This window comes from Nonomuraea insulae, from assembly GCF_042656245.1.
The window spans coordinates 166,148-188,366 of sequence record NZ_JBHSPA010000115.1 but is presented as its reverse complement, the minus strand read 5'-3'; the positions used below and the strand labels follow the sequence as shown (position 1 = coordinate 188,366).

The following is a 22,219-nucleotide window of genomic DNA, read 5'->3' as shown; positions in this document are numbered from 1 at the left end:
GTTGGGGCCTCAAGGGAGGGCCTGTTGCGCGATCCCCACGACGAGCGCGGCCGCGACCAGCAGGGCCCAGGGCGGCAGCCCCAGGAAGTGGCCCGCGAGCAGGCCCAGCACGGCCGGCGGGAGCGCCAGTGCCGGCCTGGTCCGCGGGCTGGTCAGGAGGTCGGGCATCGGTGTCTCCTCACCTGCCGACCGGAGCCGGGCCGTAGGCGGCGTGGTAGAGCTGCTCGATGTCCTCGGCGTACCGCAGCACGCCCTTGGCCACCACCAGGCCGCCCGACACCGCCACGCCGAAGGGGCCCGAGTGCACTTTGTACCGCTCCCGGACGGCGCCGGCCTCCGCGCCGATGAGCGCGCGCGAGTCCTCGTGCAGGATCCGCCGGAAACCCTCCGCCGAGCCCGGCATGGTGCCGTCGCTGACCACGCAGGCGAACCCGGCCGGGTCGGACGAGCGCGCGACCTCCGTCGCCACCTCGTGGCAGGGCTCGCAGTCGCCGAAGAAGAACATGACCACGTCGTTGTCGCGCAGCCCGGGGAAGGGCGGCGCGACCGCTCCGACGGCGATCCCGTCGGCCGGCGCGGCTCCGCTCACCGCGACGCGGTCCTGCAGAATCGACAATTCACGGCGTACGACCAAAAGGCCGAGCGAAAGCAGAATGAGCCAGACGGCGCACACGACGAACAACGCGGTGTATCCCATGACGTTCCATTCACCCGTCGATCCGGACGCTGAAAGGCTTGAGCACGGCCAGCGTGGAAATCAGCAGATATCCACACGTGATCGCCCCGCCGATGAGCAATCCCGAAATTCGCTGCTCCATGCTCGGGACCGCCGGCACGGCGGCGATGAACGCCGCGACGCCGATCAGGACGAGGTTGCGCGCCACCGTCGCCCACGAGGTCGTCTCGCCCGTGCCGAAGCAGGCGCACTCCACGCTCTGCCCCGCCAGCACCGACCGCACGACCACCGCGGTGAACGCCACCAGCAGCGCGAGGGCGACCAAGGCGGCGGGGAACAGGGCCGGGCTGACCGCCACGGCCACGCCCGCCGCCACCTCCACGACGCCGAGCAGCCGGCCCAGGCCGGGCCGCACCCGCTTGACGACGCCGAAACGTATCAGCGCCAGCGCCAGCCCGAACGGCCGCCTGATTTTCGGCACGCCGCTCGCCAGGAAAAGCGCGGCGAGTAGCCCGCAACCTATTCCCGCAAAATCGGCGGCATCCATGGACATTATCGTGGACGCTGGTAATACTTTGACAAATGAGAAGGTCGACATTTCTTCCGTTCTCGGCGTTAGTGTTGCTGTTAGGCGCTTGTTCCGCCGGGCCGCCCGCCCAGAAACAGGCCGCGGTGCGGGAGCCGCCGCCGAGCATCGTGGGCTGGACGACGTCCGTCTCGCCGCCCCCGACCCCGTCCGGCGACGGGGTGCCCTGCGTGGACGCGGACCGCGCCGGGGACCAGGGCGCCGCGGCGGGCGGCGTACGGGCCGGGCCGTTCGGCACGGTTCTGCGCGAGCAGCGCGGCGGCGTGGCCAAACTGTGGGTGGCGCAGGATCCCGACAAGGGGCGGGCCGAGGCGCTGATCCGGGTCGAGCACGTCGAGTCGGGGACCGTCGCCTACTACGTGCGCGACGCCTCCGCGACCTCCACCGTGCTCGACGACGACGGCTCGCCGTCCAAGGACAAGATCTACCCTGGCCAGATCCTGCTGCCGCCCGACGGGCATGTGCGCATCACGGTCGGCATCGGCCGCGCCGCGGGCTGCTTCGCCTACAGCCTGCGCTAGCAGACCCAGACGTCGACGTAGATGCAGCCGGTGCAACCGGACGTGCCGCCGACGACGTGGCACAGCTTGCGCTTGCGCACCATGTTCTTGCAGGAGCACGTGACGTAGTAGGAGGTGTCGGCGCTCGCGGTGGCCTTGGGTACGAGCCTGCCTAGCACGCGATCGCCGAGCCGTTCCAGGACGCCTGTCATGGCGATTGTCTCCTTCAGAGGGGGGTGTACCTGAAAGTTATCGGCACCGCATACAGCCATCCGTATACCCGCGCTACAGCGCGGTCGCGAGTGGTCGTACGGCGTGGTTGGGGCTGGGCGCGCTTCAGTGTGGCCGTGATCGGCGCGCCGCGGTATCAGCGTCAACCGCGCCATGGCATGGCCGCCGCTATCCGTGCCGCAGGGTCGCCGGCCGGGCCCGTCGTAGGGCCCGGGATCGCTCCTCGGGGGTGTCGCGGGTGGCGCACAGCTCTGCCGCCACCAGCCTGACCAGGTCATGCATGCGCAGCCGGCCACCGGGAGCGGGCTCCAGCAGGCGGAGCTCGACCAGCACGTCGAGCGCGCCCTCCGCCGCCCCCGGCGGCACCCCCAGTAGCGCCGCCGTCACCGCCACGTCGACCTCGGGCAGGTCCAGCGCGCCCAGCAACCGGAAGGCCCGGGCCGCGTCCGACCGCTCGGACAGCTGATCGTAACCAGCACTGAAACTGGAACAGACACCCGGCAACAGCTCCAGGCGGCTGCCCCGGTCCCGTAACAGTGCGGCGAAGGTCTCCAGGGACAGGTCCGGGCGTCCGGCCAGCTGAGTGCCCGCCGCGCGCACCGCCAGCGGGAGGTAGCCGCACGAACGGGTCACATCCGCCGCCGCCCCGGGCTCGGCGGCCACCCGGTGCTCGCCCGCCAGCGACGCCAGCAGCCGTACGGCCTCCACCTCCTCCAGCAGGCCCACCGCGATCGGCACCGCGTCCAGGGTCGCCGGCATTCCCCGGCAGGTGACCAGCGCGGCACACCCGTCGCCCGCCGGGATCAGCGGCGCCACCTGCGCGGCACCGGTCGCGTTGTCGAGCACCACCAGGACCCCGCGACCGGCCAGCATCGACCGGTACAGGGCCGCCGCCTCAGCCTCCGTCACCGGCACCTCACGACCCGGCACGCCTAACGCGCGCAGGAAATCCCCGAGCACCTCGACCGGCCGCGCGGGCGGTACTCCGGCACTCGATCCCCGCAGATCGGCGTAGAGCACGCCATCGGCATACCGCCCGGCCACCCGCTGCGCCACCCGCAGCGCCAACGCCGACTTCCCGTTCCCCGCGCCCCCGTGCAACGCCACCACCCGAACCCCACCCACGCCGCCCTCGCCTGCAGAGCCGGCCGGCGCGCCATCCGGGTCGTGCGGCGCGACCGTCTGAGCGGCCTGGGGGTGGGTCGCGCTGGGCGTCTGTCCCCTCCGCGGGTCCGCCGGGAGCGGTGCGCCCAGGGCGGTTGTCGCGAGCATGAGTACCTGGGGGCGATCGACGAAGGCCGGTGGGATCGGGGGCAAAAGGCGGGGGCGTTGGGTTGGGTGGGCGCCGCGGAGGTTGATGACCGAGACGCCCGCGAGAACGTCCGCGGGGTCCGGGGCCGCGTCATGGCTCAGGATCGCCCGGTGGAGGCGGCGGAGTTCGGCGCCCGGGTCCAGGCCCAGCTCCTCTGCCAGGGCCTGGCGGGCCGCCGAGAACGCTTCCAGGGCTCCCTGCACGTCGCCGCAGCGGTAGAGCGCCAGCATGAGCTGGGCATGGAGGTGTTCGCGCAGTGGGTACCGCCCGGTCAGGGCGCGGAGCCGTACGGCGGCCGCCCGGTGCGCGCCGAGTGCCAGCTGGACGTCGATGTGTTCCTCTACCGCGCTCAGGTAGCGGTCGGTCAGGTCGGCGACCACGTTGCGCAGGGCCGGGCCGAGGGGGACGTCCTGGGCGGGGGTGCCGCGCCACATCCCGAGGGCGTGCGCGTACGCCGCCTCCGCCGCCCCGAGGTCCTTGCCGGACAATGCCTTCCTGGCCCGTGCGAGCTGCTCCTCGAACAGGAACAGGTCCAGTTCGGGCGGCTCGACGAGCAGCAGGTACCCGCCGTCGGAGGTCATCAGCCGGCTGCCCGCCGGGGGATCGGCGGCCGACAGGATGTGGCGCAGCTGCATGACGTACGTGTGCAGGTTCGGCACTGCCGAGCGCGGCGGGCATCCGTCCCAGACCTCCGTGACCAGCGAACGGATCGGCACGGCGCGTCCGGCGTGCGCGAGCAGCATGGCGATGACGGTGCGCTGCTTGCGCGCCGAGATCTGGACGGGCGTCCCCGTCGGCTGGACTTGGAGGGGCCCGAGCAGCTGGAACCTCACGTGTCTGCTTCCGTCCCGGCCTGATGTCGCCTTGTCCGGTGCGTCTACCTGGGCGGGCCGTTCAGCCTGCGTAGTGCCACCCCGAGGATTCGGCCGGCGGGGAAGAGGCCACGGTGGCGGGAGTCGATGCTGTCGAGGGGGTTGTCGCCGAGGACGACCACCGTCCCGGCCGGTACCCGGTCCACCCCGCCGGGCGCGGGCACCCCCGGCGGCAGCGGGTCGCCGGGCAGGGCGGTGGCGCGTTTGATGTTCCAGCGGCTCCCGTCCGCCGCGGGCGGCCCCGCCTGGTACGGGCCGGACGGGTCCAGCGGCGGTTCGAGCACGACGACGTCGCCCCGGCGCACCTGCTCGGCCCGCCGCCGCCGCACCAGGACCCGGTCGCCGTCCGCCAGCGCCGGCGCCATGCTGGAGCCCTCCACGGTGACCACCACGTAGGCGCGGCGTGCCCACAGGACCGCGACCAGCGCGAGCCCCGCCGCGGACGCACCGCACAGCACCCATCCGGCCGCGTTCATCGGCATCCCTCGTGAACCTCGGTGACGGCGGCCCCGGCCAGGTAGTCCCTGGCCTGCAGGTCGAACAGCTCGGCGTAGCCGCCGCCGGCGGTCATCAGCTCGTCGTGCGTGCCCCGCTCGGCGATCTCCCCGTCGCGCAGGACGACGATCAGGTCCGCCGCCCGTACCGCGCCGAGCCGGTGGGACACGAGCAGGCTCGTGCGGCCGGCGCGGTGCCGGGCCAGGCGGGTGTGGATCTCGTGCTCGGCGCGGGCGTCCAGGCCGGCGCTCGGCTCGTCGAGGACGAGCAGGTCACGGCCCTCGCGGAGCAGGGCGCGGGCCAGCGCCAGCCGCTGCCACTGCCCGCCGGAGAGCACCACCCCGGCCTCGTCCGCCTCCGCCTCTTCGTGGAAGAAGATGCGGCTCAGCATCGTGTCGTAGCCGCGCGGCAGTGCCCGCACGACGTCGTGCACGCCAGCCAGCCGGGCCGCGCCCTCGATGCGGGGCCGGTCGTGCAGCGCCTCGATCTCGCCCATGGCGATGTTCTCGGCGGCGGTGAGGTCGTAGCACATGTAGTCCTGGAACAGCACGCCCATCCTGCGGCGCAGCTCGGCGGGCGGCACCTCGCGCAGGTCCACGCCGTCCCAGCGGATCGAGCCACGAGAGGGGTCGTAGAAGCGGCACAGCAGCTTGATCAGGGTGCTCTTGCCGGCGCCGTTGAGGCCCACCAGCGCCACCGCGGCGCCGTACGGGATGGTCAGGGTGACGCCGCGCAGCACCCACGGATGGGACTCGTCGTAGCGGAACCACACGTCGAGCAGCTCGATCCCGCACCGCAGCGCGGGTAGCTCGACGGGACGGCGGGACGGCGGGGGCAGGTCGTCCGGCAGCGACGTGACCTCGTCGTGGTACCCGAACAGCAGCAGCGCGTGATGCGCGCCGGCCACGGTCTCGACCAGCCCGACGAGCGCGGCCTGCGTCCCGGCCACGGCGGCGGCGAACGCCGTCACGTCACCCAGGCTCAGCCGTCCGTCCAGCGCGGCGGGCACCACCCACAGCAGGCCCGCGCCGGAGACCGCCGCGGACAGCAGGGCGAGCAGCGACTGGGTGAGCGCCTCCCGCCGGTCGAGCCGCCGCTCACCCTCCTGGGCCGCCGCGAGCGCGCCGAGCACCCTGGACTTGAGGAAGCCGCCGAGCCCGAACATCCGGACCTCTTTGGCCGCCTTCACGTCGGTGATCAGCGAGGAGTACAGGATCTGCCGCCGCGCCGTGGCCGACAGCCCCGCCAGCGTCCCGATGCGCCGCCTGACCATGGCCATCCGCGCGATCAGGGCGGGCACGGCCGCCGCCGTCACGAGCCCCGCCATGGCCGGGCTCAGCACCAGCAGGCTGACCAGCAGGCTGACCAGCGCGATCACGTTGCGTACTGCGTCGAACAGGCCGGAGGTCAACGGCGTGAGAGCGCCGCCGGTCGCCTCCGCCGCCATGCGCAGCCGGTCGAGGAACGCCGGGCTCTCGAAACGCGACAGGCCCTGGAAACCGGTGACGGAGGCGTAGAGCCGGTCCTGCAGCCGCCGGTCCAGCCGCCGGTCGAGCTCCGCCCGCAGGTACGCCGTGACGTGCGGCACGACCCCTGCCACCAGCCCGAGCAGGGCGAGCAGGCCGGCCGCGCGGAAGGCCTGGCCCGCGTCCGCGGCGGTGAGCCCGTCGACGAGGAGCTTCGTCCCCCACACGGTGCCGGCCGGCAGCAGGCCGGTGACCAGCGTGACCGCCAGCTGGCACGCCGCCGGCCCCGGCGCTGCCCGCCAGGCCAGCAGCGCCACCGTGGCGGCGTGCCGCAGCGGCCGGCGCGGCAGGTCCCCGGCGGTCGCCGCGCTCATACCGTCGCGGCCGTCTCGGCCAGGCGTTCCAGGTCCATGTCCGCCTGGGTGATCCTGCCGTCCGCGTCGAGCCGCAGGAACATGGGGAACGCCTGGATGCCGAGCTCGGCCACGATGGCGTCCGCGTCCTCGCCCGAGACCACCGTGGCCGCGCCGCCGACGGCGTCCACCAGGCTGCGTAGCTGCGGGCCGGCGCCGGTGATGAACGCCAGGGACGTGCCAGGCCGGGCCGCCGCCGCGAACACCGGCGCGTGCTCGTGGCAGGTGTCGCAGCCGGCGTCGAAGAACGCCACCAGCCGCGGGCGGGGCTCGGTGTTCGCGGCCGTGCCGGGCAGCGTGCGGCCGATCAGGAACGACGGGTCGTAGGGCAGCGTCCGCGGCTCACCGGCCAGGCGCTCCAGCTCCGCGGCGTGCTCGCGCAACCGGCGCAGCACCGCGAACGTCAGCAGCAGGTCGAACAGGCACAGCACGCCGACCAGGACGACGGCGGCGATCAGGAAGGGCATCGGGCGATCTCACTTCCGGACGTGGGAGGGGGCGGAGAACAGGGCCGCGAGATCGTCGAGCCGTACGACGATCAGCACGCCCACGGCGGCGGAGACCGCCGACAGGACGAGCCCGGCGGGATGGGCGGGGTCACCGGCGCCGCCGGCGGCCAGCCCGGCGCCGGCGACCGCGATCAGCAGCAGGTTGCGGGCCACGTGCGTGCGGCCGAGCGGACGGGTGGAGGGACCGAAACAGCGGCACGGCGCCCGCCGCCCCCGGCGTAGCGCGGCCAGGAGGCCGCCGGTCATGACCGCCAGGGTCACGGCCGCCGCGGCGAGCCCCGCTACCCGGGTGGCCAGCAGCAGGGCCGCCGACACGATCTCGGCCGCCACCAGCGCGTACGCCGCCACCGCCGCCCGGTGCCGCGGCAGCAGGCCGAGCGCTCTGATGGAGGCGGTGAACGCCGTGAAGGCGGCACGGTCGCGTACCTTGCCCGCCAGCGCCACCACGAAGACCCCGGCCAGCAGCAGCCGGCAGGTCATCAGCAGATAGAACGTCATCGGTCGTCCACCCGCCCGCCCGGCGCCGCTGTCAGCAGGGACGCAGGAAGTAGTAGATGCAGCCGGTGCATCCGGACGTGCCGCCGACCACGTGGCACAGCTTCATGACCTCGACGGCCGGGCTGGTGTAGCAGGCACAACGCTTGTAGTAGCTGACGTCCGCCTTCGCCGTGGCCCTTGGCACCAGCCGTTCGAGCACCCGGTCGCCGAGTAAACGCAGGTTTGCGGTCATGAGGAAACCACCTTTCCTTTCGCCGTGGCGAGTCGGGTCACCACGGTAAGGAGAGGGCCCATAAAGGAGATACAAGAGCGCCACACGGGACGCTCCCCGAACCCGCTACAGCGTGGTGGCGCTTCCCGGGAGCGCTACAGCGGGGTGGCGTGCTTCAGGGGGTGGCGAGTTCGCCGGCGAAGATGCGCAGCAGTTCGTGCATGTGGAACCGGTCCGTGTCGATCAGCTCCAGCAGGCGTGCCTTCATCAGCTCGTCGAGGGCGGCCTCCGCCGCCTCCGCGGCGACGCCGAGCAGTTCGGCGGCGTGCGCCAGGCCGATCTCTGGCAGGTCGGCCGCGCCGAACAGGCGGAAGGCGCGCATCGCGACGTCCTTGCCCGGGCACTCCTTCAGCGCGGCCAGGCTCGCCTCGAAGGAGGAGCGCACGCTCAGACCGGCCGTCTGCAGCTCGTCGAGCCTGCGCCCGCGGTCGCGCAGCCGCTCGGCGAAGCGGGCGAGCGACCAGTCGGGGCGGCCGGCCAGGCGGGCGGCGACGATGCGCAGCGCCAGCGGCTGGTGACCGCACAGGAGCGCGATGTCGGCCGCGGCCGCGGGCTCGGCGGCCACCCGGGCCTCGCCCGCGAGCAGAGCCAGCATCCGTACGGACTCCGCCTGGCCGAGCATGCCGACGGAGACGTGCACGGCGTCCAGGGTGCTCAGCATGGGACGGCTCGTGACCACCGCCGCGCACTCACCGCCGGCCGGCAGCAGGGGCGCGACCTGCGCGGCGTCGGCGGCGTTGTCGAGGAACACCAGCACCCGCCGGTCGGCCAGCATCGACTGGTAGACCGCCGCCGCCTCGGCCTGCGTGGCCGGCACGTCGCCGTGCGGCACGCCCAACGCCCGCAGGAACCGGCCGAGCACCTCGGTGGGCCGCAGCGGGGCCAGCTCGGGGGCGCATCCCTGCATGTCGGAGTAGAGGCGGCCGTCGGGGTAGTGCCCGGCGGTCAGGTGCGCGGCCCGCAACGCCAGCGCCGACTTCCCGGCCCCGGCGGGCCCGTGCAGCGCCAGCACCCGCGATCCTCCCCCGGCATCCCAGGGTGGCGGCGTGGCTGGGGGGTCGTCGCGGCGGAGGACCTGGGTGGCGAGGGAGAGCTCGGTGGAGCGGCCCGTGAACACCGCCGGTTCCCGGGGCAGTTGCCGTGGCTGGGGCCGGGGGCGGCGGTCGGGGATGTGGGCGCCCGGCGGTTCCACGTCCGGTTCCCGGCGCAGGATCGCCTGGTGCAGGTGGCGCAGCTCCGGGCCGGGTTCCACGTCGAGCTCGTCGGCCAGGGCCTGGCGGGCCGTACGGAAGGCGTCGAGCGCCCCGGCCACGTCGCCGCACCGGTACAGCGCGACCATGAGCCGCCCGCGTAACCCCTCCCGCAGCGGGTGGCGCACCGTCAGCGCGCGCAGCCGCTCGGCCGCCGCCGCGTGCCTGCCGAGCGCGAACTGCACCTCCGTGAACTCCTCGACGGTGCTCAGGTACCGCTCGGTCAGGTGGGCGACGACCTCACGCAGGGACGGCCCCAGCGGCACGTCCTCGACCGGCGTTCCCCGCCACAGCGCCAGGGCCGCGGCGAACTCGTCGTGCGCCGCCTCCAGTTCCCCCCGCTCACAGGACCGGCGGGCACGCACGGACGACGCCTCGAACTGGGCGAGGTCGAACTCGGCGGGCTCCACCCGCAGCAGGTAGCCGCCCTCGGAGGTGACCAGCCGCTCCTCGTCCGGGTGGCCGTCGGGGGAGAGCAGGTGGCGCAGCCGCATGAGGTACGTCCGCAGGTTCGCCACCGCCGAGGACGGCGGCCGCTCGTCCCACACCTCGTCGACCAGCGAGGAGACCGGCACGGGCCGCCCCGCGTGCGCGAGCAGCATGGCGAGGAGCGTGCGCTGCTTGGGCGCCGCGATGCGCAGCGGCGTGCCGGCGGACTGGATCCGCATCGGGCCGAGGAGTTGAAATCGCAATCGATCCCGCCTTTCGCACCGGCCGGACGCCCCGAGTCCAGCCCGAGCAAGATCCAAGCTACTCTCCCCGCATCGCCCGGGAAATGGCTTTTCCGGTCTTTCCCGAGCTCTTGATCACACCGTCGCCGCCGGGGCGAACTCCTTGTCAGGTTGCCCCGTTGAGCAGCGGTTTCCCAGGCCCGCGACCTTTACAGAGAAGGATCCGCGATGCGGCTGTCAGCAGGCGCCGCGAAAGCTCACTCTCCCGGCCCGCGCGGTGGCGTGGGCCGGGCGGGGTGGACCGTCGGCAGGCCGGCCTCCGTCCAGGCGTCGAACCCGCCGATGACGTCGGTGGCGTTGTGCAGCCCGAGTTCGCGTAGCGCCGCCGCGGCCAGCGAGGATGAGTATCCTTCTGCGCAGATGACGATCCACTGGGTGTTGCGGGAGCTCGCCTCGGGAATGCGGGACTCGCACGTGGGGTCGAGCCGCCATTCCAGGTGGTTGCGTTCGATCACGACGGCTCCGGGGATCTCTCCCGCGGCTCTGCGCTGGTGCTCGGGCCGGGTGTCGACGAGTTTCGCGCCGCGGCCCACGGCGGACCACGCCTCTGCGGGCCGCAGGCGCCGGAGCCCCGTACGAGCCTGCGCCAGCAGCCGGTCGACCTCAGTCGCTCGGGCGGAAGGCTCGCTGGTCGTTGTCAACGCGCTGAGTGATTCCCCGGGCATCGAGACACTCCAGGACAGGAAGGGCGACGCGGCGGCTGGTGGCCAGGGCCACCCGTGCGTCGCTGACGGTGAAGGGTGAGGGAAGTTCCGCGAGCGTGTCCGCGGCCTTGTCCAGTGCGTCGGGCAGGAGCACGACGTTCTTCGCGATCGACAGCACCGCGCCCGCATGGAGCGCGGCCGACAGCGCCTTGCCCGTGAGGCCGAGTTCGTTCAGGCGTTCGGCGGTGGGAGCGTTGAAGGGGTGCTCGGCGAGGTCTGCGGTCAGTTGCGCGACCGCCTTGGCGATCGCGGGCGGCAGTGACCTGCCGGCGGGCAGGATGCGCCCGCCCTCGACCACCAGCGGCGGTGCGACGAGTGCTTCGGCGAGCCGCCGATCGGGCAGATCGAGCAGCTGGGCCGCGGCGTCCACGGTGATCCCCGGGTCGAGCGGGGGCCGTTGCGCGACGTGGTCGGCGAGCCGGCGGGTCAGCGACGCCCAGTGTCCAGGGTCGGCGTACCAGTCGCCGGCCACCGGCGTCCCGGCGGGAGGGCAGCCCATCGCCCTGAGCTCGCCGCCCGTCAGCAGGCCGTGCCAGCGCAGCAGCGCCGCCGCGTCGGGCAGAGTCACTTCGTCGAGCGCGGCCGCCCTGGTCGCTGCGGCGCCCCGGCGCCGCAGCACGGCGGGGCGGACGTCCAGCACGAGGAGCCCGGCGACGATCTCCCGCCTGCCGGGGTCGCGGAGCAGGCCCCGATCCCCTGTCCTGAGGGGCAGGGGACGGTCAAGGGTGAGCCTGGCGGTGTCGGCTCCCAGCAGGCGGATCCTGACGGGCACGGCGGCCGATCCCAGGTGGAGAATCGCCCTCTCCCCGCGGGTGTCCATGGCGGGGTTCAGCCGGACGTCGATGACCTGGGCTGGTAACCACGCCTGCGGTGTCACCAGCGCCATGCCGCGGGACAGGCCGGCGCGGTCGGCCCCCCGCAGGTTGACGGCGACGCGGGCGGTGGCGGAGACCCGCTCCGTCTTCTCGCCGAGTGTCTGCAGCGCCCGGATCCTGACCCGGTTTCCGTTCGCCTCCAGTTCGTCGCCGACGCGGAGCGTTCCCCTGGTCAGGGTGCCGGTGACGACGGTCCCCGCCCCGGTGACGGTGAACACCCGGTCGATCCACAACCGGACGGCGTCCTCTGTGTCCGGCTCGGGAAGCGTGGCGGCGAGCCGGGCCAGGGCGGTCTCCAGCTCGTCGAGCCCCTGCCGAGTCCGTCCGCTGACGACGACGCTGTCGATCCCCGCCAGGCCGGTCTTCCGCAGGTGGCCGTGAACCTGTCTCAGAGCGGGCTCAGGATCGGCGAGGTCGGCTCGGGTGACGACCGCGAGGCCGTGCCGTACGCCCAGGGCGTCCAATGCCGCCAGGTGCTCGGCCGACTGGGCCTGCCAGCCTTGGTCGGCGGCCACGACGAGCATCGCCGCGGGGCAGGGCCCCACTCCGGCCAGCATGTTGGTGACGAACCGCTCGTGTCCTGGGACGTCGACGAACGCGATCCGCTCGCCGGATCCGAGCCTGGTCCAGGCGAACCCGAGGTCGAGGGTCATGCCGCGGCGGCGTTCCTCGGCCCAGCGGTCGGGCTCCATGCCGGTCAGCGCCCGGACCAGCGTCGACTTGCCGTGGTCCACGTGGCCGGCCGTCGCGATCACGTGCATACGCGCTCTTCGGCGCCGGTGGAGCCGGCGCCCGCCGCGACGGCGGCGGGGGAGTGCGGAGCCCGCGGCACAGAACTGCGTCGATCCACTCGCGATCCATTCCCCGATTCGCAGATCAGCGGAGGCGGACGGGAATCGAACCCGCCGCGCCGAGATACTCGGCGCCACTGGTTTTGAAGACCAGGAGGGCCACCAGACTCCCAAACGCCTCCGGGAGAGATCATAGACCTGTGAATCACATCGAACTCACGCATATGGCATTGACGGCCGCACGATCCCTCCACCCGATGAGGCTTGGCGCGCCGGCCAGGTCTGTCTGAAGGAGCAGGTCAGGTCAAGGACGGACGATGATGGTGTGTCCGGTGTGTTCGATCAGTTCGCCGATCACGGGAGCGCCGGGGATCTCCCCGGCGACGAGCAGTCCCCCTGAGGTCTGCGCGTCGGCGAGGAGCAGCAGGGTCTCCTCCGGGACGTCGCCACGGTCGAGGTGGGGGGCCACCCAGTCGAGGTTGCGCCGGGAACCCCCAGGGACGAACTCTTCCCGTATGGCCTGCGCCGCGCCGTCCAGCACGGGGACGGCCGAGGCGTGGATCACGGCGGTGACCCGGGAGGCGCGGGCGAGTTTGTGCAGGTGGCCCAGCAGGCCGAAGCCGGTGACGTCGGTGGCGCAGCGGATGCCGGCGGCCAGGGCCGCGCGGGAGGCGTCCGCGTTGAGCCTGGTCATGGTCTCCACGGCGTGCGGGAACACCTCGCCGGTGCTCTTGTGCCGGTTGTTGAGCACGCCCAGGCCGAGCGGCTTGGTCAGGGACAGCGGCAGGCCGGGGCGGCCGGCGTCGTTGCGGAGCAGCCGGCCGGGATCGGCGATGCCGGTGACGGCCAGGCCGTACTTGGGCTCGGCGTCGATGACGCTGTGCCCGCCGGCCAGATGGCAGCCGGCCTGTGCGGCCACCTCGGCGCCGCCCCGCAGCACCTCGGAGGCCAGCTCGTAGGGCAGGAGGTCAGGGGGCCAGCACAGGAGGTTGAGCGCGACCACCGGGCGCCCGCCCATGGCGTAGACGTCGGAGAGGGCGTTGGCCGCGGCGATGCGGCCCCAGTCATAGGGGTCGTCGACCACCGGGGTGAAGAAGTCGGCCGTGCTGATGATCACGGTCCCGTCCTGGGTGCGGACCACGGCGGCGTCGTCGCCGGATTCCAGGCCCACGAGGAGTTCTGCCGCGGGTTCTCGTGGAAGAGGCATCTCCGCGCTGCCCAGTAGCCGTTCCAGGTCTCCCGCGGGGATCTTGCAGGCGCAGCCGCCGCCTTGGGCGTACTGTGTGAGCCTCTTCATGATCGCACTCTAAGGTGACAAAGGCCTCTATGGTTGGGTTTTCGCGGTTGACTCCCGTACCGACGGGCCGCTGAACGAACCGGGCTTCGTCCGCCCTGAAGCCTGGGCTGCGGCCAGGTCGGCGGGCGGCCTTGGGGCGCTGAGGAGATTCAGGGAGGATCTCATGGCGAAGACCTTCACGTGTTCCCATGTGCGGCTCTGCGAGGCGTTCCCGCTGCCGCGCGACCTGGCCGGGAGCCGCCAGGGCGCCATGCCCGCCGGCCGCGACGCCGAGGAGCGGGCATGAGCGACGTGCTCGCCACCGGGCCCTCCGATGGGCCGGTCTATCTCGACTACAACGCCACCACCCCCGTCGATCCGCGCGTCGCCGAAGCGATGACGCCGTACCTGACCACCTGGTTCGGCAACCCCTCCAGCGGTCACCGCTACGCTGAGCGGCCGCGTCAGGCACTGACGGCAGCACGCGTCCAGGTCGCCGATCTGATCGGGGCCCGTGCGTCCGAGCTGGTGTTCACCGCCTCCGGCTCCGAGGCGAACCTGCTGGCCCTGCGCGGCGCGGTGCTGGCCTCCGGCCGGTCGCGTCCGCACGTGATAACCCAGGCCACCGAGCATCCGGCCGTGCTGGAAACCTGTCGCGCCCTGCGGCGCCTGCATGGCGCGCGGGTGACGACGCTGCCGGTGGACGGCGACGGCCTCGTCGACGCCGCCGCGCTGGAGGCCGCCCTCACCGAGGAGACGGTGCTGGTGTCGGTCATGGCCGCCAACAACGAAACCGGTGTCCTGCAGCCCATTCCGTGCCTCGCCGCCCTCGCCCACGCCCGCGGCGCGCTGTTCCACTGCGATGCCGCCCAGGCCGCCGGCAAGATCCCGCTCGATGTCCGAGGATGGGGCGTGGACCTGCTGACCGTGGTCGGGCACAAGATGTACGCGCCCAAGGGCATCGCCGCGCTGTACGTGCGTGACGGTGTGGCGCTGGAGCCGGTCGTCTACGGCGGCGGGCAGGAGCGCGGCATGCGCGCCGGCACCGAGAACATCGCCCTGGCCGTCGCCCTGGGCGCCGCCGCCGGCCTGGCCGCTCACGACCTCGCCACCGGCGCGCCCGCGCGCCTCAGTCGCCTGCGTGATGACCTGCACCGCCGTCTGGCCGCGGCGCTGCAGGACCGCGTCCACCTCAACGGCGCGGCCGGCCGGCGCCTGCCGAACACGCTGAACATCAGCATCGACGGCGTGCGCGGGTTCGACCTCCTCGCCGCCGCGCCCGCGGTGGCCGCCTCCACCGGCTCGGCCTGCCACAGCGGCACCCACACTCCCTCTCCCGTGCTGTCGGCCATGGGCCAGGGCACCGGCAGGGCACTGAGCGCGGTGCGGTTGTCGCTGGGCCGCTGGAGCACCGAGACCGGCATCGCGACGGCCGCGGCCGCCTTGATCGACGCTGCCCAGATGCCCGCGCTCACCCTGTGACCGCAGATCGGCGACTCTCCCTATGCCGCCAGAAGGCCGATGATCATATGATGCGTGATCAGCCCCGTACGAGACCCGGAGACCTTGTGCTCCGCACGCTGATCGGACGTCCTTAGCGTGGCAGACCATCGTCGATCCATTCCACGGACGGACGCGCTGCTCGCCGACCCCCGGCTGGCCGAGGCGCTGCCGCGGCTCGGCCACGCCCGGGTCAGGGCCGCGATCGTCGTGGCGCAGCAGCGCGCCAGGGACGGAGAACTCGCGCCTGGAGAGGTCCTGGCCGCGGTGCTGGAGGCGCTGCCCGCCTTCGCTTCCGGCCTGCTGCCGGTGATCAACGCCACCGGCGTGCTGCTGCACACCAACCTGGGCCGCGCTCCGCTGTCGGACGCCGCCCGCCAGGCGGTGGAGCTGGCCGCCGGGGTCACCGACGTCGAGCTCGACCTGGGCACGGGCGGCCGTGGCAGGCGGGGGCGTACCGCGCTGGCCGCGCTGGCCGCCGCGGTGCCCGCGGCAGAGGCGGTGCACGTGGTGAACAACAACGCGGCCGCGCTCGTGCTGGCGGCGACCACGCTGGCGGCCGGCGCCGAGATCGTGATCAGCCGGGGGGAGCTGATCGAGATCGGCGACGGGTTTCGCCTGCCCGACCTGCTCGTCTCCACGGGGGCGCGGCTGCGCGAGGTCGGCATGACCAACCGCACCGCCATCACGGACTACGCCGGCGCGATCGGGCCGCAGACGGGCATGGTGCTGAAGGTGCACCCGTCCAACTACCGGATCGAGGGCTTCACGGCCGACGTCCCGGTGGCGCGGCTGTCGGAGCTGTGCCGGGAGCGTGGGATCCCGCTCGTCGGCGATGCCGGCTCCGGGCTGCTGGGTCCCGAGCCGCTGCTGCCCCGCGAGCCCGACGTGACGAGCTGGTTGGACGAGGGTGCGGACCTCGTCACCACCAGCGGGGACAAACTCCTCGGCGGCCCCCAGTGCGGGCTGCTGTTCGGCCGCGCCGCCATCGTGGACCGGCTGCGCCGCCATCCCCTCGCTCGCGCGCTGCGGGTGGACAAGGTCACGCTGGCGGCGCTGGAGGCCACGGTCTCCGGCCCGCCGACGCCGACCTGGGAGAGCCTGCACGCCGATCAGGCCACGCTGAGGTCCCGCGCGGAACGCCTGGCGGCCCGGCTGCGTGACCAGGGGATCGACGCCGAGGCCGTCGACAGCCAGAGCGTGGTCGGCGGCGGCGGGGCGCCCGGGGTGTCCCTGCCGAGCGCCGCCGTCGCGCTGGACGGCCGGGTGGCCGCCGCGCTGCGCCGGGCCCGGCCACCTGTACTCGCCCGCGTGGAGAACGGCCGATGCCTGCTCGACCTGCGCGCGGTGCCGGCCGATCACGACGACACGCTGCTGGCGAGCGTTCATGCCGTGCTGGCGGCGGAGTGAGTGCGAAGGTCATCCCGACCCGGGCAGGACTCCGCCGGGCCGGTCTCGTCGGCGGATGTTTCAGGTCGATGATTCGCCTGGGGTGGTGTTCAGTGTTTCGAGTTTGGCTTGGACGTCCTTGATTCCGGTGGCGCGGTGTTGGTCTTGGAAGATGGTCAGTGCCTGTTTCCAGGCTTGGGCGGCTTCGGTGTGCCGGTCGAGGGCGTGGTAGGTGTCGCCGAGGCGGGAGAGCGTTTCGGCCTCAAGGCTGGCATAGCCGAATTCGCGCCGCAGGGTGAGGGCGTGGTGGTAGTGGTCGAGGGCTTGGGCCCGGCGGCCGGTGTGATGGGCGATGTAGCCGAGGCTGTCGAGTGTCGCCGCCTCGCCGAGGCGGTCGCCGTGCCGGCGGAGCAGGGATAGCGCCTGCTCGCAATGCTTGCGGGCAGGGACGAAGTCGTCGAGCAGCGCCTGACTCCAGCCCAGGGAGTTGAGCACGTTGCCTTCTGCCACCGCGTCGCCGACATCTTTGTACAGTTGCCGCGCGTGCTCCAGGTGGACCAGTGCCTGTTCGGGCTGTTGCCGATATGCCCAGGCGATCGCGAGCGAATGGCGTGTGCGGGCCTGGCCGGCGATGTTTCCGGTTTTCTCGTAGCGGGCCAGGGCGTGGGCGAGGTGGGACAGGGATTCCTCGTGATGGCCCGCTCGGGAGCAGGCGCGGCCGAGTAGCTGGCGGACCAGGGCGTGAACGTCTGAATCGGTGAGGTGTCGCGTGGCAGTGGCCGCCGTGCGCCAGGTGGCTACGCAGTCCTGGAGCAGGTTGTGGGCTAGGTGAAAGGCGTCGAGAGTCCAGGCCAGCCGCCAGACGGAGGCGTGCAGATCATGTTCATCGGCCAGTCGCTGGGCGGCGAGCAGGCAGGGGTGTTCGGCTGTGAACCAGGTTTGGGCCGCTGCCGCGCTGGCCAACGGGGTCGGCAGGCAGCCGGGAGCGGGCGCGTCCAGGTCGATGGTGCCGCGGCGGTGAGGGGAGAGCAGGCGGTCGGCGGCGTGCGAGGTGTGCAGGTAGAAGTCCACCAGGCGGCGCACGGCGGCGGTGCGGTCAGCCACGCTCAGGTCGAGGTGTCCGCGTTCGATGGCGTAGAGGCGGACGAGATCGTGCATCCGGTAGCGGCCTGGGGCGTATTGGTGGAGCAGGTGAGCGGTTTCGAGGGTGCGTAACAGGGCGCGGGTGTGAGCGTGGGGCTGGCCGATCAGGCTGGTGGCGGCCGCCAGGCTGATGTCCGGCCCAGGGGCCAGGCCCAGATGGGCGAAGGTGTCGGCTGCTTGAGGGGCCAGCACACGGTAGGAGGAGCTGAAGACCTCTCGCAGGTCGGTGTTGAGCTCTTCGGTTTGCAGCGCGTCCAGCCGGGTGCTCTCCGGCTGAAGCTCTTCGGCGAGCGCGGCCAGGGGCAGGTCGGCGTTGATGATGGCTCGTGCGGCGACGATGCTCAGCGCCAGCGGTAGCCCGGCGCAGGTCTTGATGATGTCGTCGGCTGCCTCGCGTTCGGCCGTTACCCGGTTGGGCCCCAGGCGGCGTTTCAGCAGCCGGCCCGCTTGGAGGTGGGACAGCGGGGTCAGCCGCAGGAGTTCAGCGCCCTCGGCGATCAGGCCGGTGAGCATGGTCCGGCTGGTGACCAGGGTGAGGGTGTCCGGTGTCGGGGGGAGTAGCGGGCGTACCTGATCCGGCTCGCGAGCGTCGTCCAGCAGGAGGAGCACTCGTCTACCGGTCAGCAGGTTGCGATACAGAGCGATCTGTTCTTCGAAGGTGGGTGGTATCCGGTCGTGCGGCGCTTGGAGGAATCCCAGGAGGATCCGGATGGCGTGATGGGGCGGCATCGGTGTTGCGGAGGGGCTGAACCCTTGCAGGTCCACGTAAAGCTGACCGTCGGGAAAGCGGTCGCGCAGCCGGTGAGCCCAGTGCACGGCGAGGGAGGTCTTTCCGACTCCTCCGGTGCCGCTGATCACACATGTCGTGGCGGCGTTGGGTGGCTGCTCAGCTGCTGAGCAGAGCAGCCGGTCAAGGTCGGCCAGCTCGGGTTCGCGGCCGCTGAAGTATTTGACGTCCGAGGGGAGCCGGCAGATCCGCGTGCGTGGCGCGGGGCCGCCGGCCGGCTTGGTGTCGGCCAGGATGGCAGCGTGGAGCTGCTGGAGCTCTTCACCTGGTTCGATGCCGAGTTCGCCGGTGAGCACTGAGCGGGCCTGCCGGAAGGCTTCGAGTGCTTTGTCGCGTTGGCCGGTCTGCGTATGCCCGATCATGATCAACTGCCAGGCGCGCTCGCACAGGGGCTGTTCGACGACGAAACCGCGCAGGCCTTCTATCGCCTCCGCAGGCCGGCCGAGGGCGATCTTCGCCGCCGCCCAGTTCAGTTTCGCCGCCGCCAGTCGTTCTTCCAGTTCGGTCAGGTGGGCGAGCATGGGGCCGGTGAGCTTGGTGCCTTCGGCAGGCTTGCCGCGCCACATGGATAGAGCTCTCTCGTAGTGGCGGGCGGCGGCGTGCAGGTCGCCCTGCTCGTCCTCGGCGTGTGCGAGCCGTACCGCCCGTTCGAACTGCAGGAGATCCACCTGCTCGACGGATGCCTGCAAAAGGTATCCCGCCTTCGTGGTGGCGAGCTGCGTGCCGGAGGGCAGCAGTTTGCGCAGCTGGGAGACGTGGTTGTGCAGGTTGGCGATGGCTGAGGCAGGAGGATCCTCCCAGAGCGTCGCCATCAACCGCTCCCTGGAAACCACCGTGTTGACATTGAACAGCAGGACGGCGAGCACAGCGCGCGGCTTGCCACCCAGAAGAATCTGCTGACCATCGGGCCGGCACACCTGCACCGGACCCAGCACCTTGAAAACCGCGTCAACCAAGGTTCCGACTCCTTGCATGTGGTGCGCCGGTGACATCGTTGCGATCAACGTGTGGCTCAAGACCTTATGAAACCCGGCCTGGACTTTCCGGCCTTCGCTGATGACGACGGCGATGATGGCAAGGGGGAGTGGCCTACGGGCAGGTCTTCGTCTTCACCGAGCAGAGCTTGACCTCGGGGTCGTTCCACCAGCAGTGCGGTCGAGTATCGGCACGGCACAGGTCTCAGGAAGCGGAATGGCCCGTGCCGTCGTCGACGGCCGACAGCACGTCGTTCAGGAGGTCCGCGGCAGACGGCTCCTGGTCGATACGGCACAGCCGCGAGAAAAGAGTGTCCCCGGCGTCCGGTGTCAGTACGCCGCGGGTGCATTCTTCGAATTTCGCGCGCAGTTCCGTACGGGACATCGGATCGCGCGGATGGCCTTTGGGCGCGGTCGATGACGCGGTCATCTCGCGGCCGTCGGAAAGGGTGACGGTGAGCCGTACGTCCTTGGCGTTCGATGGGAGCGTGGCCTCGTCGAGCACGTCGCGGGTCACCTTGCGCATGAGCGGTGCGAGCGCGGAAAGCCGCGCGGGCGACTCCTCCCGGAAGCAGCGCTCGGTCAGCTCGCCCGTGGTGAGCGCCTGGGCGACGCAGAACTCCGGGCTGAAACGCGCCTCGTCGCCGGTGACGGGGGAGGGGAATCGCAGCGTACGGCTCGTCTGCGCGGAGATCGTGCAGGTGATGGCCGTGATCGCGGGGATCTGCGCGGCGATGGACGGGTGCAGCCGTACCGCGCAATCGACCAGGCCGGTCGCCGATCCGCAGCACGGGTATGGCTTGAAGCGGATTCCGGCGTCGATGTACGGCCGGTCCGTTCGCGGCGGAGGCCAGGTGCCGCCGAACACCTGGAGGTAGGAGGCGTCCGAGGTCAGCGCGTGCGTGCCGGCCTCGAACCCGGCGGCGGCCAGTTCGGCGGCCAGCACGCCGTTGCCCGCTGCCCAGCCCGCGTGCAGCGGTTTGGTCATCGAGCCGAAGTTCGCCTGCACGCCGGAGGCCAGCGACGTCGCGATGCCCAGCGCGTGCCTGGCCTGCGCGCGGGTCAGCCGGAGGAGTCTGGCCGCCGCGATCGTGGCTCCCAGCACGCCGATCGTCGCGGTCGTGTGCCAGCCGCGCCCGCGCTGCTCGTCGGCCGCGCAGGCGCCTATCCGGCCGATCACCTCATACCCCGAGAGGTAGGCGTCGGCGAGTTCCGCGCCGCTGGCCCGTTCCTGGTGGCCGAGCGCCAGCACGGCCGGGATGAGCACCGCCGAGGGATGGCCGTGCAGTACTTCGGAGACGTCGTCGTAGTCGCGGCCGTGTGCGAGCGCGCCCCAGCCGATGGCGGCGTGCCTGGTGGTGAGGCCACTGCCACCGGGCAGGGGTATCGGGCCGGCGCCCGTACGTCGCAGATAGTCGGCCAGGATGCGGTACGGCCGGTCCGCGACACCGGCCAGGGACACCGCGAAGAAGTCGGCGAAGGCGAATCGCACGGACTCCCGGGATGACTCCGGCAGCCGGGACCAGTCGGCGTCGACGAGATCAGCGAGAATTTCCATTTCAGGCCACCTTCAGTTCGAGCCGTCGTGAGAGAAGGCTGAGCGAGTAGCAGATGACGAAATAGATCACGGCGGCGAAGAACAGCAGCTGGAACGGGTAGGCGAGACTCCGCGCGTTCGCTTCCAGCACCCGGGTGAAGAACTCGGGAATGCCGATGATGGTGGCTACCGAAGTATCCTTGATCAGCACGATCATCTGCGAGACGAGGGCCGGCATCATGCGCCGGGTCGCCTGCGGCAGGATGACGTACCTCATGGTCGCGAAGCTGGACAGGCCCGAAGCGCGGGCGGCCTCCGCCTGCCCCCGCTCGATGCTCTGTATGCCGCCGCGAACGATTTCCGCCACGTACGCACCGATGTAGATGATCAATGCGAGGGTGCACGACCAGAACGCCGACACGTCGTATCCCTGCGCCGCGATCATGAAGTACGTGAAGAAGATGAAAAGGATCAAGGGCACGCTGCGCACTCCCTCGACGATCGCCACGGCCGGATAACGCAGCCACCCGCAGTGCGAAAGGCGCAGCAGGGCGAGCACGGTGCCGAGCGCGAGGCTGCCCAGAATGGCGATCCCGGAGATGCTCAGCGTCCAGGTGAGACCACCGATCATGTAGCCGAAGTTGCCCCATATGACGTTCATCCCGATCAGACCTCCACTCTCAACCGCCGCAACGGTCGTGGCGTGCGCGGTTCACCGGTCCAGCGCCGGTCCAGCCATCGGGTGCAGAGGCTCAGCACGGCACCCTCGGCCAGGCAGACAGCTGAGAAGATCACCATCGCCACCCCGAACACGGCGAAGAACTGAAAGGTCGTGGACTGGATCTGGTACGCCTGATAGACGAGATCGGGCACGCCGATGACCATGACCAGCGCGGTGTTCTTGGTGACGGCCACGTATTGGTTGCCCAGCGTCGGCAGGATGATCCGGATGACCTGCGGGAAGATCACCCGCAGGACGGCGGAGCGGTACGACAGACCGGTCGACCGCGCGGCCTCCATCTGCCCGCCCGGCACGGACTGCCAGCCGCTTCTCACGATCTCCGCCATGTAGCTCGACCGGTAACTCACCAGCGCGCACAGTCCGGCGACGAACTGGGTCGAGTACAGGTCACGCGCCGGTTCGGTGATCGCCAGAACCCACTCGAGTGAGAAGACGCCGAAGTTCCACACACTGAGGTGGATCAGGAACGGCACGTTCCTGCAGAACTCGGTGACGGCCGCCATCGCCCAGCGAAGCGGCGCGAGCCGCGGCGAGATGCTCACCCGGCCGAGGGCGATCAGTGTGCCGACGATCGAAGAGAGCACGATCGCGTAGCCCGTCAGTTGCAACGTGATCAGAAGTCCGGAAAGGAGCAGGTTCCGGCCTTCGGCGCCGAGGACGACGCTCCAGTCCACACCACCGTCGGTCATGA

General features: G+C 71.6%; 22 protein-coding genes and 1 tRNA gene. 4 read left to right on the top strand and 19 right to left on the bottom strand.

Translation table 11 applies throughout. The annotated features are described in order from the left end of the window. Positions 1–9 precede the first annotated feature (9 nt). From ACFPZ3_RS64320 to ACFPZ3_RS64310, 3 genes are read right to left on the bottom strand one after another with little or no spacing between them, the layout of a single operon-like run. Positions 10–168 carry a hypothetical protein gene (locus ACFPZ3_RS64320; RefSeq protein WP_379524254.1) on the bottom strand — a complete coding sequence of 53 codons (159 nt, stop codon included), beginning with the start codon at positions 166–168 and terminating at the stop codon, positions 10–12. A gap of 10 nt (positions 169–178) precedes the next feature. Next, a complete protein-coding gene (locus ACFPZ3_RS64315; protein ID WP_379524253.1) occupies positions 179–697 on the bottom strand; it encodes a hypothetical protein in 519 nt (172 codons plus the stop codon). A 10-nt stretch (positions 698–707) separates the two neighbouring features. Beyond that, positions 708–1,223, bottom strand: a complete 516-nt coding sequence (locus ACFPZ3_RS64310) for a MauE/DoxX family redox-associated membrane protein (protein ID WP_379524252.1) — start codon at positions 1,221–1,223, stop codon at positions 708–710. Between the two features lie 125 nt (positions 1,224–1,348). Between ACFPZ3_RS64310 and ACFPZ3_RS64305 the strand changes: the two genes are divergently transcribed. Then, positions 1,349–1,783, top strand: coding sequence for a hypothetical protein (locus ACFPZ3_RS64305; protein ID WP_379524251.1), 435 nt, complete (start codon positions 1,349–1,351; stop codon positions 1,781–1,783). Here the strand turns inward: ACFPZ3_RS64305 and ACFPZ3_RS64300 are convergent. The 12 genes from ACFPZ3_RS64300 to selD all read right to left on the bottom strand — a co-directional run bounded on the left by ACFPZ3_RS64300 (position 1,780) and on the right by selD (position 13,477). After that, positions 1,780–1,974 (bottom strand): hypothetical protein, encoded by a 195-nt coding sequence (locus ACFPZ3_RS64300; RefSeq protein WP_379524250.1) that lies wholly within the window; start codon positions 1,972–1,974, stop codon positions 1,780–1,782. The genes ACFPZ3_RS64305 and ACFPZ3_RS64300 overlap by 4 nt on opposite strands. Before the next feature lie 187 nt (positions 1,975–2,161). Further along, positions 2,162–4,138 carry an AfsR/SARP family transcriptional regulator gene (locus tag ACFPZ3_RS64295; protein WP_379524249.1) on the bottom strand — a complete coding sequence of 659 codons (1,977 nt, stop codon included), beginning with the start codon at positions 4,136–4,138 and terminating at the stop codon, positions 2,162–2,164. Between the two features lie 44 nt (positions 4,139–4,182). Further along, complete coding sequence (locus ACFPZ3_RS64290; protein WP_379524248.1) at positions 4,183–4,659, bottom strand: S26 family signal peptidase; 477 nt, start codon at positions 4,657–4,659, stop codon at positions 4,183–4,185. Further along, on the bottom strand, positions 4,650–6,512 hold the full coding sequence (locus ACFPZ3_RS64285; protein WP_379524247.1) for an ABC transporter ATP-binding protein: 1,863 nt from the start codon (positions 6,510–6,512) through the stop codon (positions 4,650–4,652). Before ACFPZ3_RS64285 ends, ACFPZ3_RS64290 begins: the two co-directional genes overlap by 10 nt. Further along, positions 6,509–7,018 (bottom strand): thioredoxin domain-containing protein, encoded by a 510-nt coding sequence (locus tag ACFPZ3_RS64280; protein WP_379524246.1) that lies wholly within the window; start codon positions 7,016–7,018, stop codon positions 6,509–6,511. The genes ACFPZ3_RS64285 and ACFPZ3_RS64280 overlap by 4 nt, the downstream gene beginning before the upstream one ends. A 9-nt stretch (positions 7,019–7,027) precedes the next feature. After that, positions 7,028–7,558, bottom strand: coding sequence for a MauE/DoxX family redox-associated membrane protein (locus tag ACFPZ3_RS64275; protein ID WP_379524245.1), 531 nt, complete (start codon positions 7,556–7,558; stop codon positions 7,028–7,030). Positions 7,559–7,589: 31 nt separating this feature from the next. After that, positions 7,590–7,790 (bottom strand): hypothetical protein, encoded by a 201-nt coding sequence (locus tag ACFPZ3_RS64270; RefSeq protein WP_379524244.1) that lies wholly within the window; start codon positions 7,788–7,790, stop codon positions 7,590–7,592. A 154-nt stretch (positions 7,791–7,944) separates the two neighbouring features. Then, the gene (locus tag ACFPZ3_RS64265; RefSeq protein ID WP_379524243.1) at positions 7,945–9,771 is read right to left on the bottom strand and encodes an AfsR/SARP family transcriptional regulator; all 1,827 of its coding nucleotides are present in this window, start codon (positions 9,769–9,771) and stop codon (positions 7,945–7,947) included. 236 nt (positions 9,772–10,007) lie between these two features. Further along, positions 10,008–10,451 (bottom strand): rhodanese-like domain-containing protein, encoded by a 444-nt coding sequence (locus ACFPZ3_RS64260; protein WP_379524242.1) that lies wholly within the window; start codon positions 10,449–10,451, stop codon positions 10,008–10,010. Next, positions 10,414–12,150, bottom strand: a complete 1,737-nt coding sequence (gene selB / locus ACFPZ3_RS64255; RefSeq protein ID WP_379524241.1) for a selenocysteine-specific translation elongation factor — start codon at positions 12,148–12,150, stop codon at positions 10,414–10,416. The genes ACFPZ3_RS64260 and selB overlap by 38 nt, the downstream gene beginning before the upstream one ends. 118 nt (positions 12,151–12,268) lie before the next feature. After that, a tRNA-Sec gene (locus ACFPZ3_RS64250) sits at positions 12,269–12,362 on the bottom strand. Positions 12,363–12,484: 122 nt separating this feature from the next. Continuing rightward, a complete protein-coding gene (gene selD / locus ACFPZ3_RS64245) occupies positions 12,485–13,477 on the bottom strand; it encodes a selenide, water dikinase SelD (protein ID WP_379524240.1) in 993 nt (330 codons plus the stop codon). A gap of 163 nt (positions 13,478–13,640) precedes the next feature. On the opposite strand from selD, the gene ACFPZ3_RS64240 reads away from it, so the two are divergent. The 3 genes from ACFPZ3_RS64240 to selA all read left to right on the top strand — a co-directional run bounded on the left by ACFPZ3_RS64240 (position 13,641) and on the right by selA (position 16,366). Beyond that, positions 13,641–13,763, top strand: a complete 123-nt coding sequence (locus ACFPZ3_RS64240) for a hypothetical protein (RefSeq protein ID WP_379524239.1) — start codon at positions 13,641–13,643, stop codon at positions 13,761–13,763. Next, positions 13,760–14,938, top strand: coding sequence for a cysteine desulfurase family protein (locus ACFPZ3_RS64235; RefSeq protein ID WP_379524238.1), 1,179 nt, complete (start codon positions 13,760–13,762; stop codon positions 14,936–14,938). Before ACFPZ3_RS64240 ends, ACFPZ3_RS64235 begins: the two co-directional genes overlap by 4 nt. A gap of 117 nt (positions 14,939–15,055) precedes the next feature. Next, the gene (gene selA / locus ACFPZ3_RS64230) at positions 15,056–16,366 is read left to right on the top strand and encodes an L-seryl-tRNA(Sec) selenium transferase (protein ID WP_379524237.1); all 1,311 of its coding nucleotides are present in this window, start codon (positions 15,056–15,058) and stop codon (positions 16,364–16,366) included. Between the two features lie 60 nt (positions 16,367–16,426). Here selA and ACFPZ3_RS64225 read toward each other — a convergent pair whose 3' ends face one another. From ACFPZ3_RS64225 to ACFPZ3_RS64210, 4 genes are all read right to left on the bottom strand, one after another. Continuing rightward, the gene (locus tag ACFPZ3_RS64225; protein ID WP_379524236.1) at positions 16,427–19,231 is read right to left on the bottom strand and encodes an AfsR/SARP family transcriptional regulator; all 2,805 of its coding nucleotides are present in this window, start codon (positions 19,229–19,231) and stop codon (positions 16,427–16,429) included. A 223-nt stretch (positions 19,232–19,454) separates the two neighbouring features. Next, the gene (locus ACFPZ3_RS64220) at positions 19,455–20,807 is read right to left on the bottom strand and encodes an MmgE/PrpD family protein (RefSeq protein ID WP_379524235.1); all 1,353 of its coding nucleotides are present in this window, start codon (positions 20,805–20,807) and stop codon (positions 19,455–19,457) included. 1 nt (position 20,808) lies between these two features. Further along, positions 20,809–21,447: an amino acid ABC transporter permease gene (locus ACFPZ3_RS64215; protein ID WP_379524234.1), complete on the bottom strand. Its 639-nt coding sequence runs from the start codon at positions 21,445–21,447 to the stop codon at positions 20,809–20,811. Positions 21,448–21,452: 5 nt separating this feature from the next. Then, the gene (locus ACFPZ3_RS64210; RefSeq protein ID WP_379524233.1) at positions 21,453–22,217 is read right to left on the bottom strand and encodes an amino acid ABC transporter permease; all 765 of its coding nucleotides are present in this window, start codon (positions 22,215–22,217) and stop codon (positions 21,453–21,455) included. Positions 22,218–22,219 lie beyond the last annotated feature (2 nt).

Bases quoted from the DNA above. Each gene is read 5' to 3' on its own strand.
- ACFPZ3_RS64270 (WP_379524244.1), bottom strand. From the start codon at position 7,790: ATGACCGCAAACCTGCGTTTACTCGGCGACCGGGTGCTCGAACGGCTG.
- ACFPZ3_RS64240 (WP_379524239.1), top strand. From the start codon at position 13,641: ATGGCGAAGACCTTCACGTGTTCCCATGTGCGGCTCTGCGAGGCGTTC.
- ACFPZ3_RS64275 (WP_379524245.1), bottom strand. From the start codon at position 7,558: ATGACGTTCTATCTGCTGATGACCTGCCGGCTGCTGCTGGCCGGGGTC.
- ACFPZ3_RS64220 (WP_379524235.1), bottom strand. From the start codon at position 20,807: ATGGAAATTCTCGCTGATCTCGTCGACGCCGACTGGTCCCGGCTGCCG.
- ACFPZ3_RS64300 (WP_379524250.1), bottom strand. From the start codon at position 1,974: ATGACAGGCGTCCTGGAACGGCTCGGCGATCGCGTGCTAGGCAGGCTC.
- selB (WP_379524241.1), bottom strand. From the start codon at position 12,150: ATGCACGTGATCGCGACGGCCGGCCACGTGGACCACGGCAAGTCGACG.
- ACFPZ3_RS64285 (WP_379524247.1), bottom strand. From the start codon at position 6,512: ATGAGCGCGGCGACCGCCGGGGACCTGCCGCGCCGGCCGCTGCGGCAC.
- ACFPZ3_RS64310 (WP_379524252.1), bottom strand. From the start codon at position 1,223: ATGGATGCCGCCGATTTTGCGGGAATAGGTTGCGGGCTACTCGCCGCG.
- ACFPZ3_RS64280 (WP_379524246.1), bottom strand. From the start codon at position 7,018: ATGCCCTTCCTGATCGCCGCCGTCGTCCTGGTCGGCGTGCTGTGCCTG.
- ACFPZ3_RS64235 (WP_379524238.1), top strand. From the start codon at position 13,760: ATGAGCGACGTGCTCGCCACCGGGCCCTCCGATGGGCCGGTCTATCTC.
- ACFPZ3_RS64315 (WP_379524253.1), bottom strand. From the start codon at position 697: ATGGGATACACCGCGTTGTTCGTCGTGTGCGCCGTCTGGCTCATTCTG.
- ACFPZ3_RS64215 (WP_379524234.1), bottom strand. From the start codon at position 21,447: ATGAACGTCATATGGGGCAACTTCGGCTACATGATCGGTGGTCTCACC.
- selD (WP_379524240.1), bottom strand. From the start codon at position 13,477: ATGAAGAGGCTCACACAGTACGCCCAAGGCGGCGGCTGCGCCTGCAAG.
- ACFPZ3_RS64320 (WP_379524254.1), bottom strand. From the start codon at position 168: ATGCCCGACCTCCTGACCAGCCCGCGGACCAGGCCGGCACTGGCGCTC.
- ACFPZ3_RS64210 (WP_379524233.1), bottom strand. From the start codon at position 22,217: ATGACCGACGGTGGTGTGGACTGGAGCGTCGTCCTCGGCGCCGAAGGC.
- ACFPZ3_RS64290 (WP_379524248.1), bottom strand. From the start codon at position 4,659: ATGCCGATGAACGCGGCCGGATGGGTGCTGTGCGGTGCGTCCGCGGCG.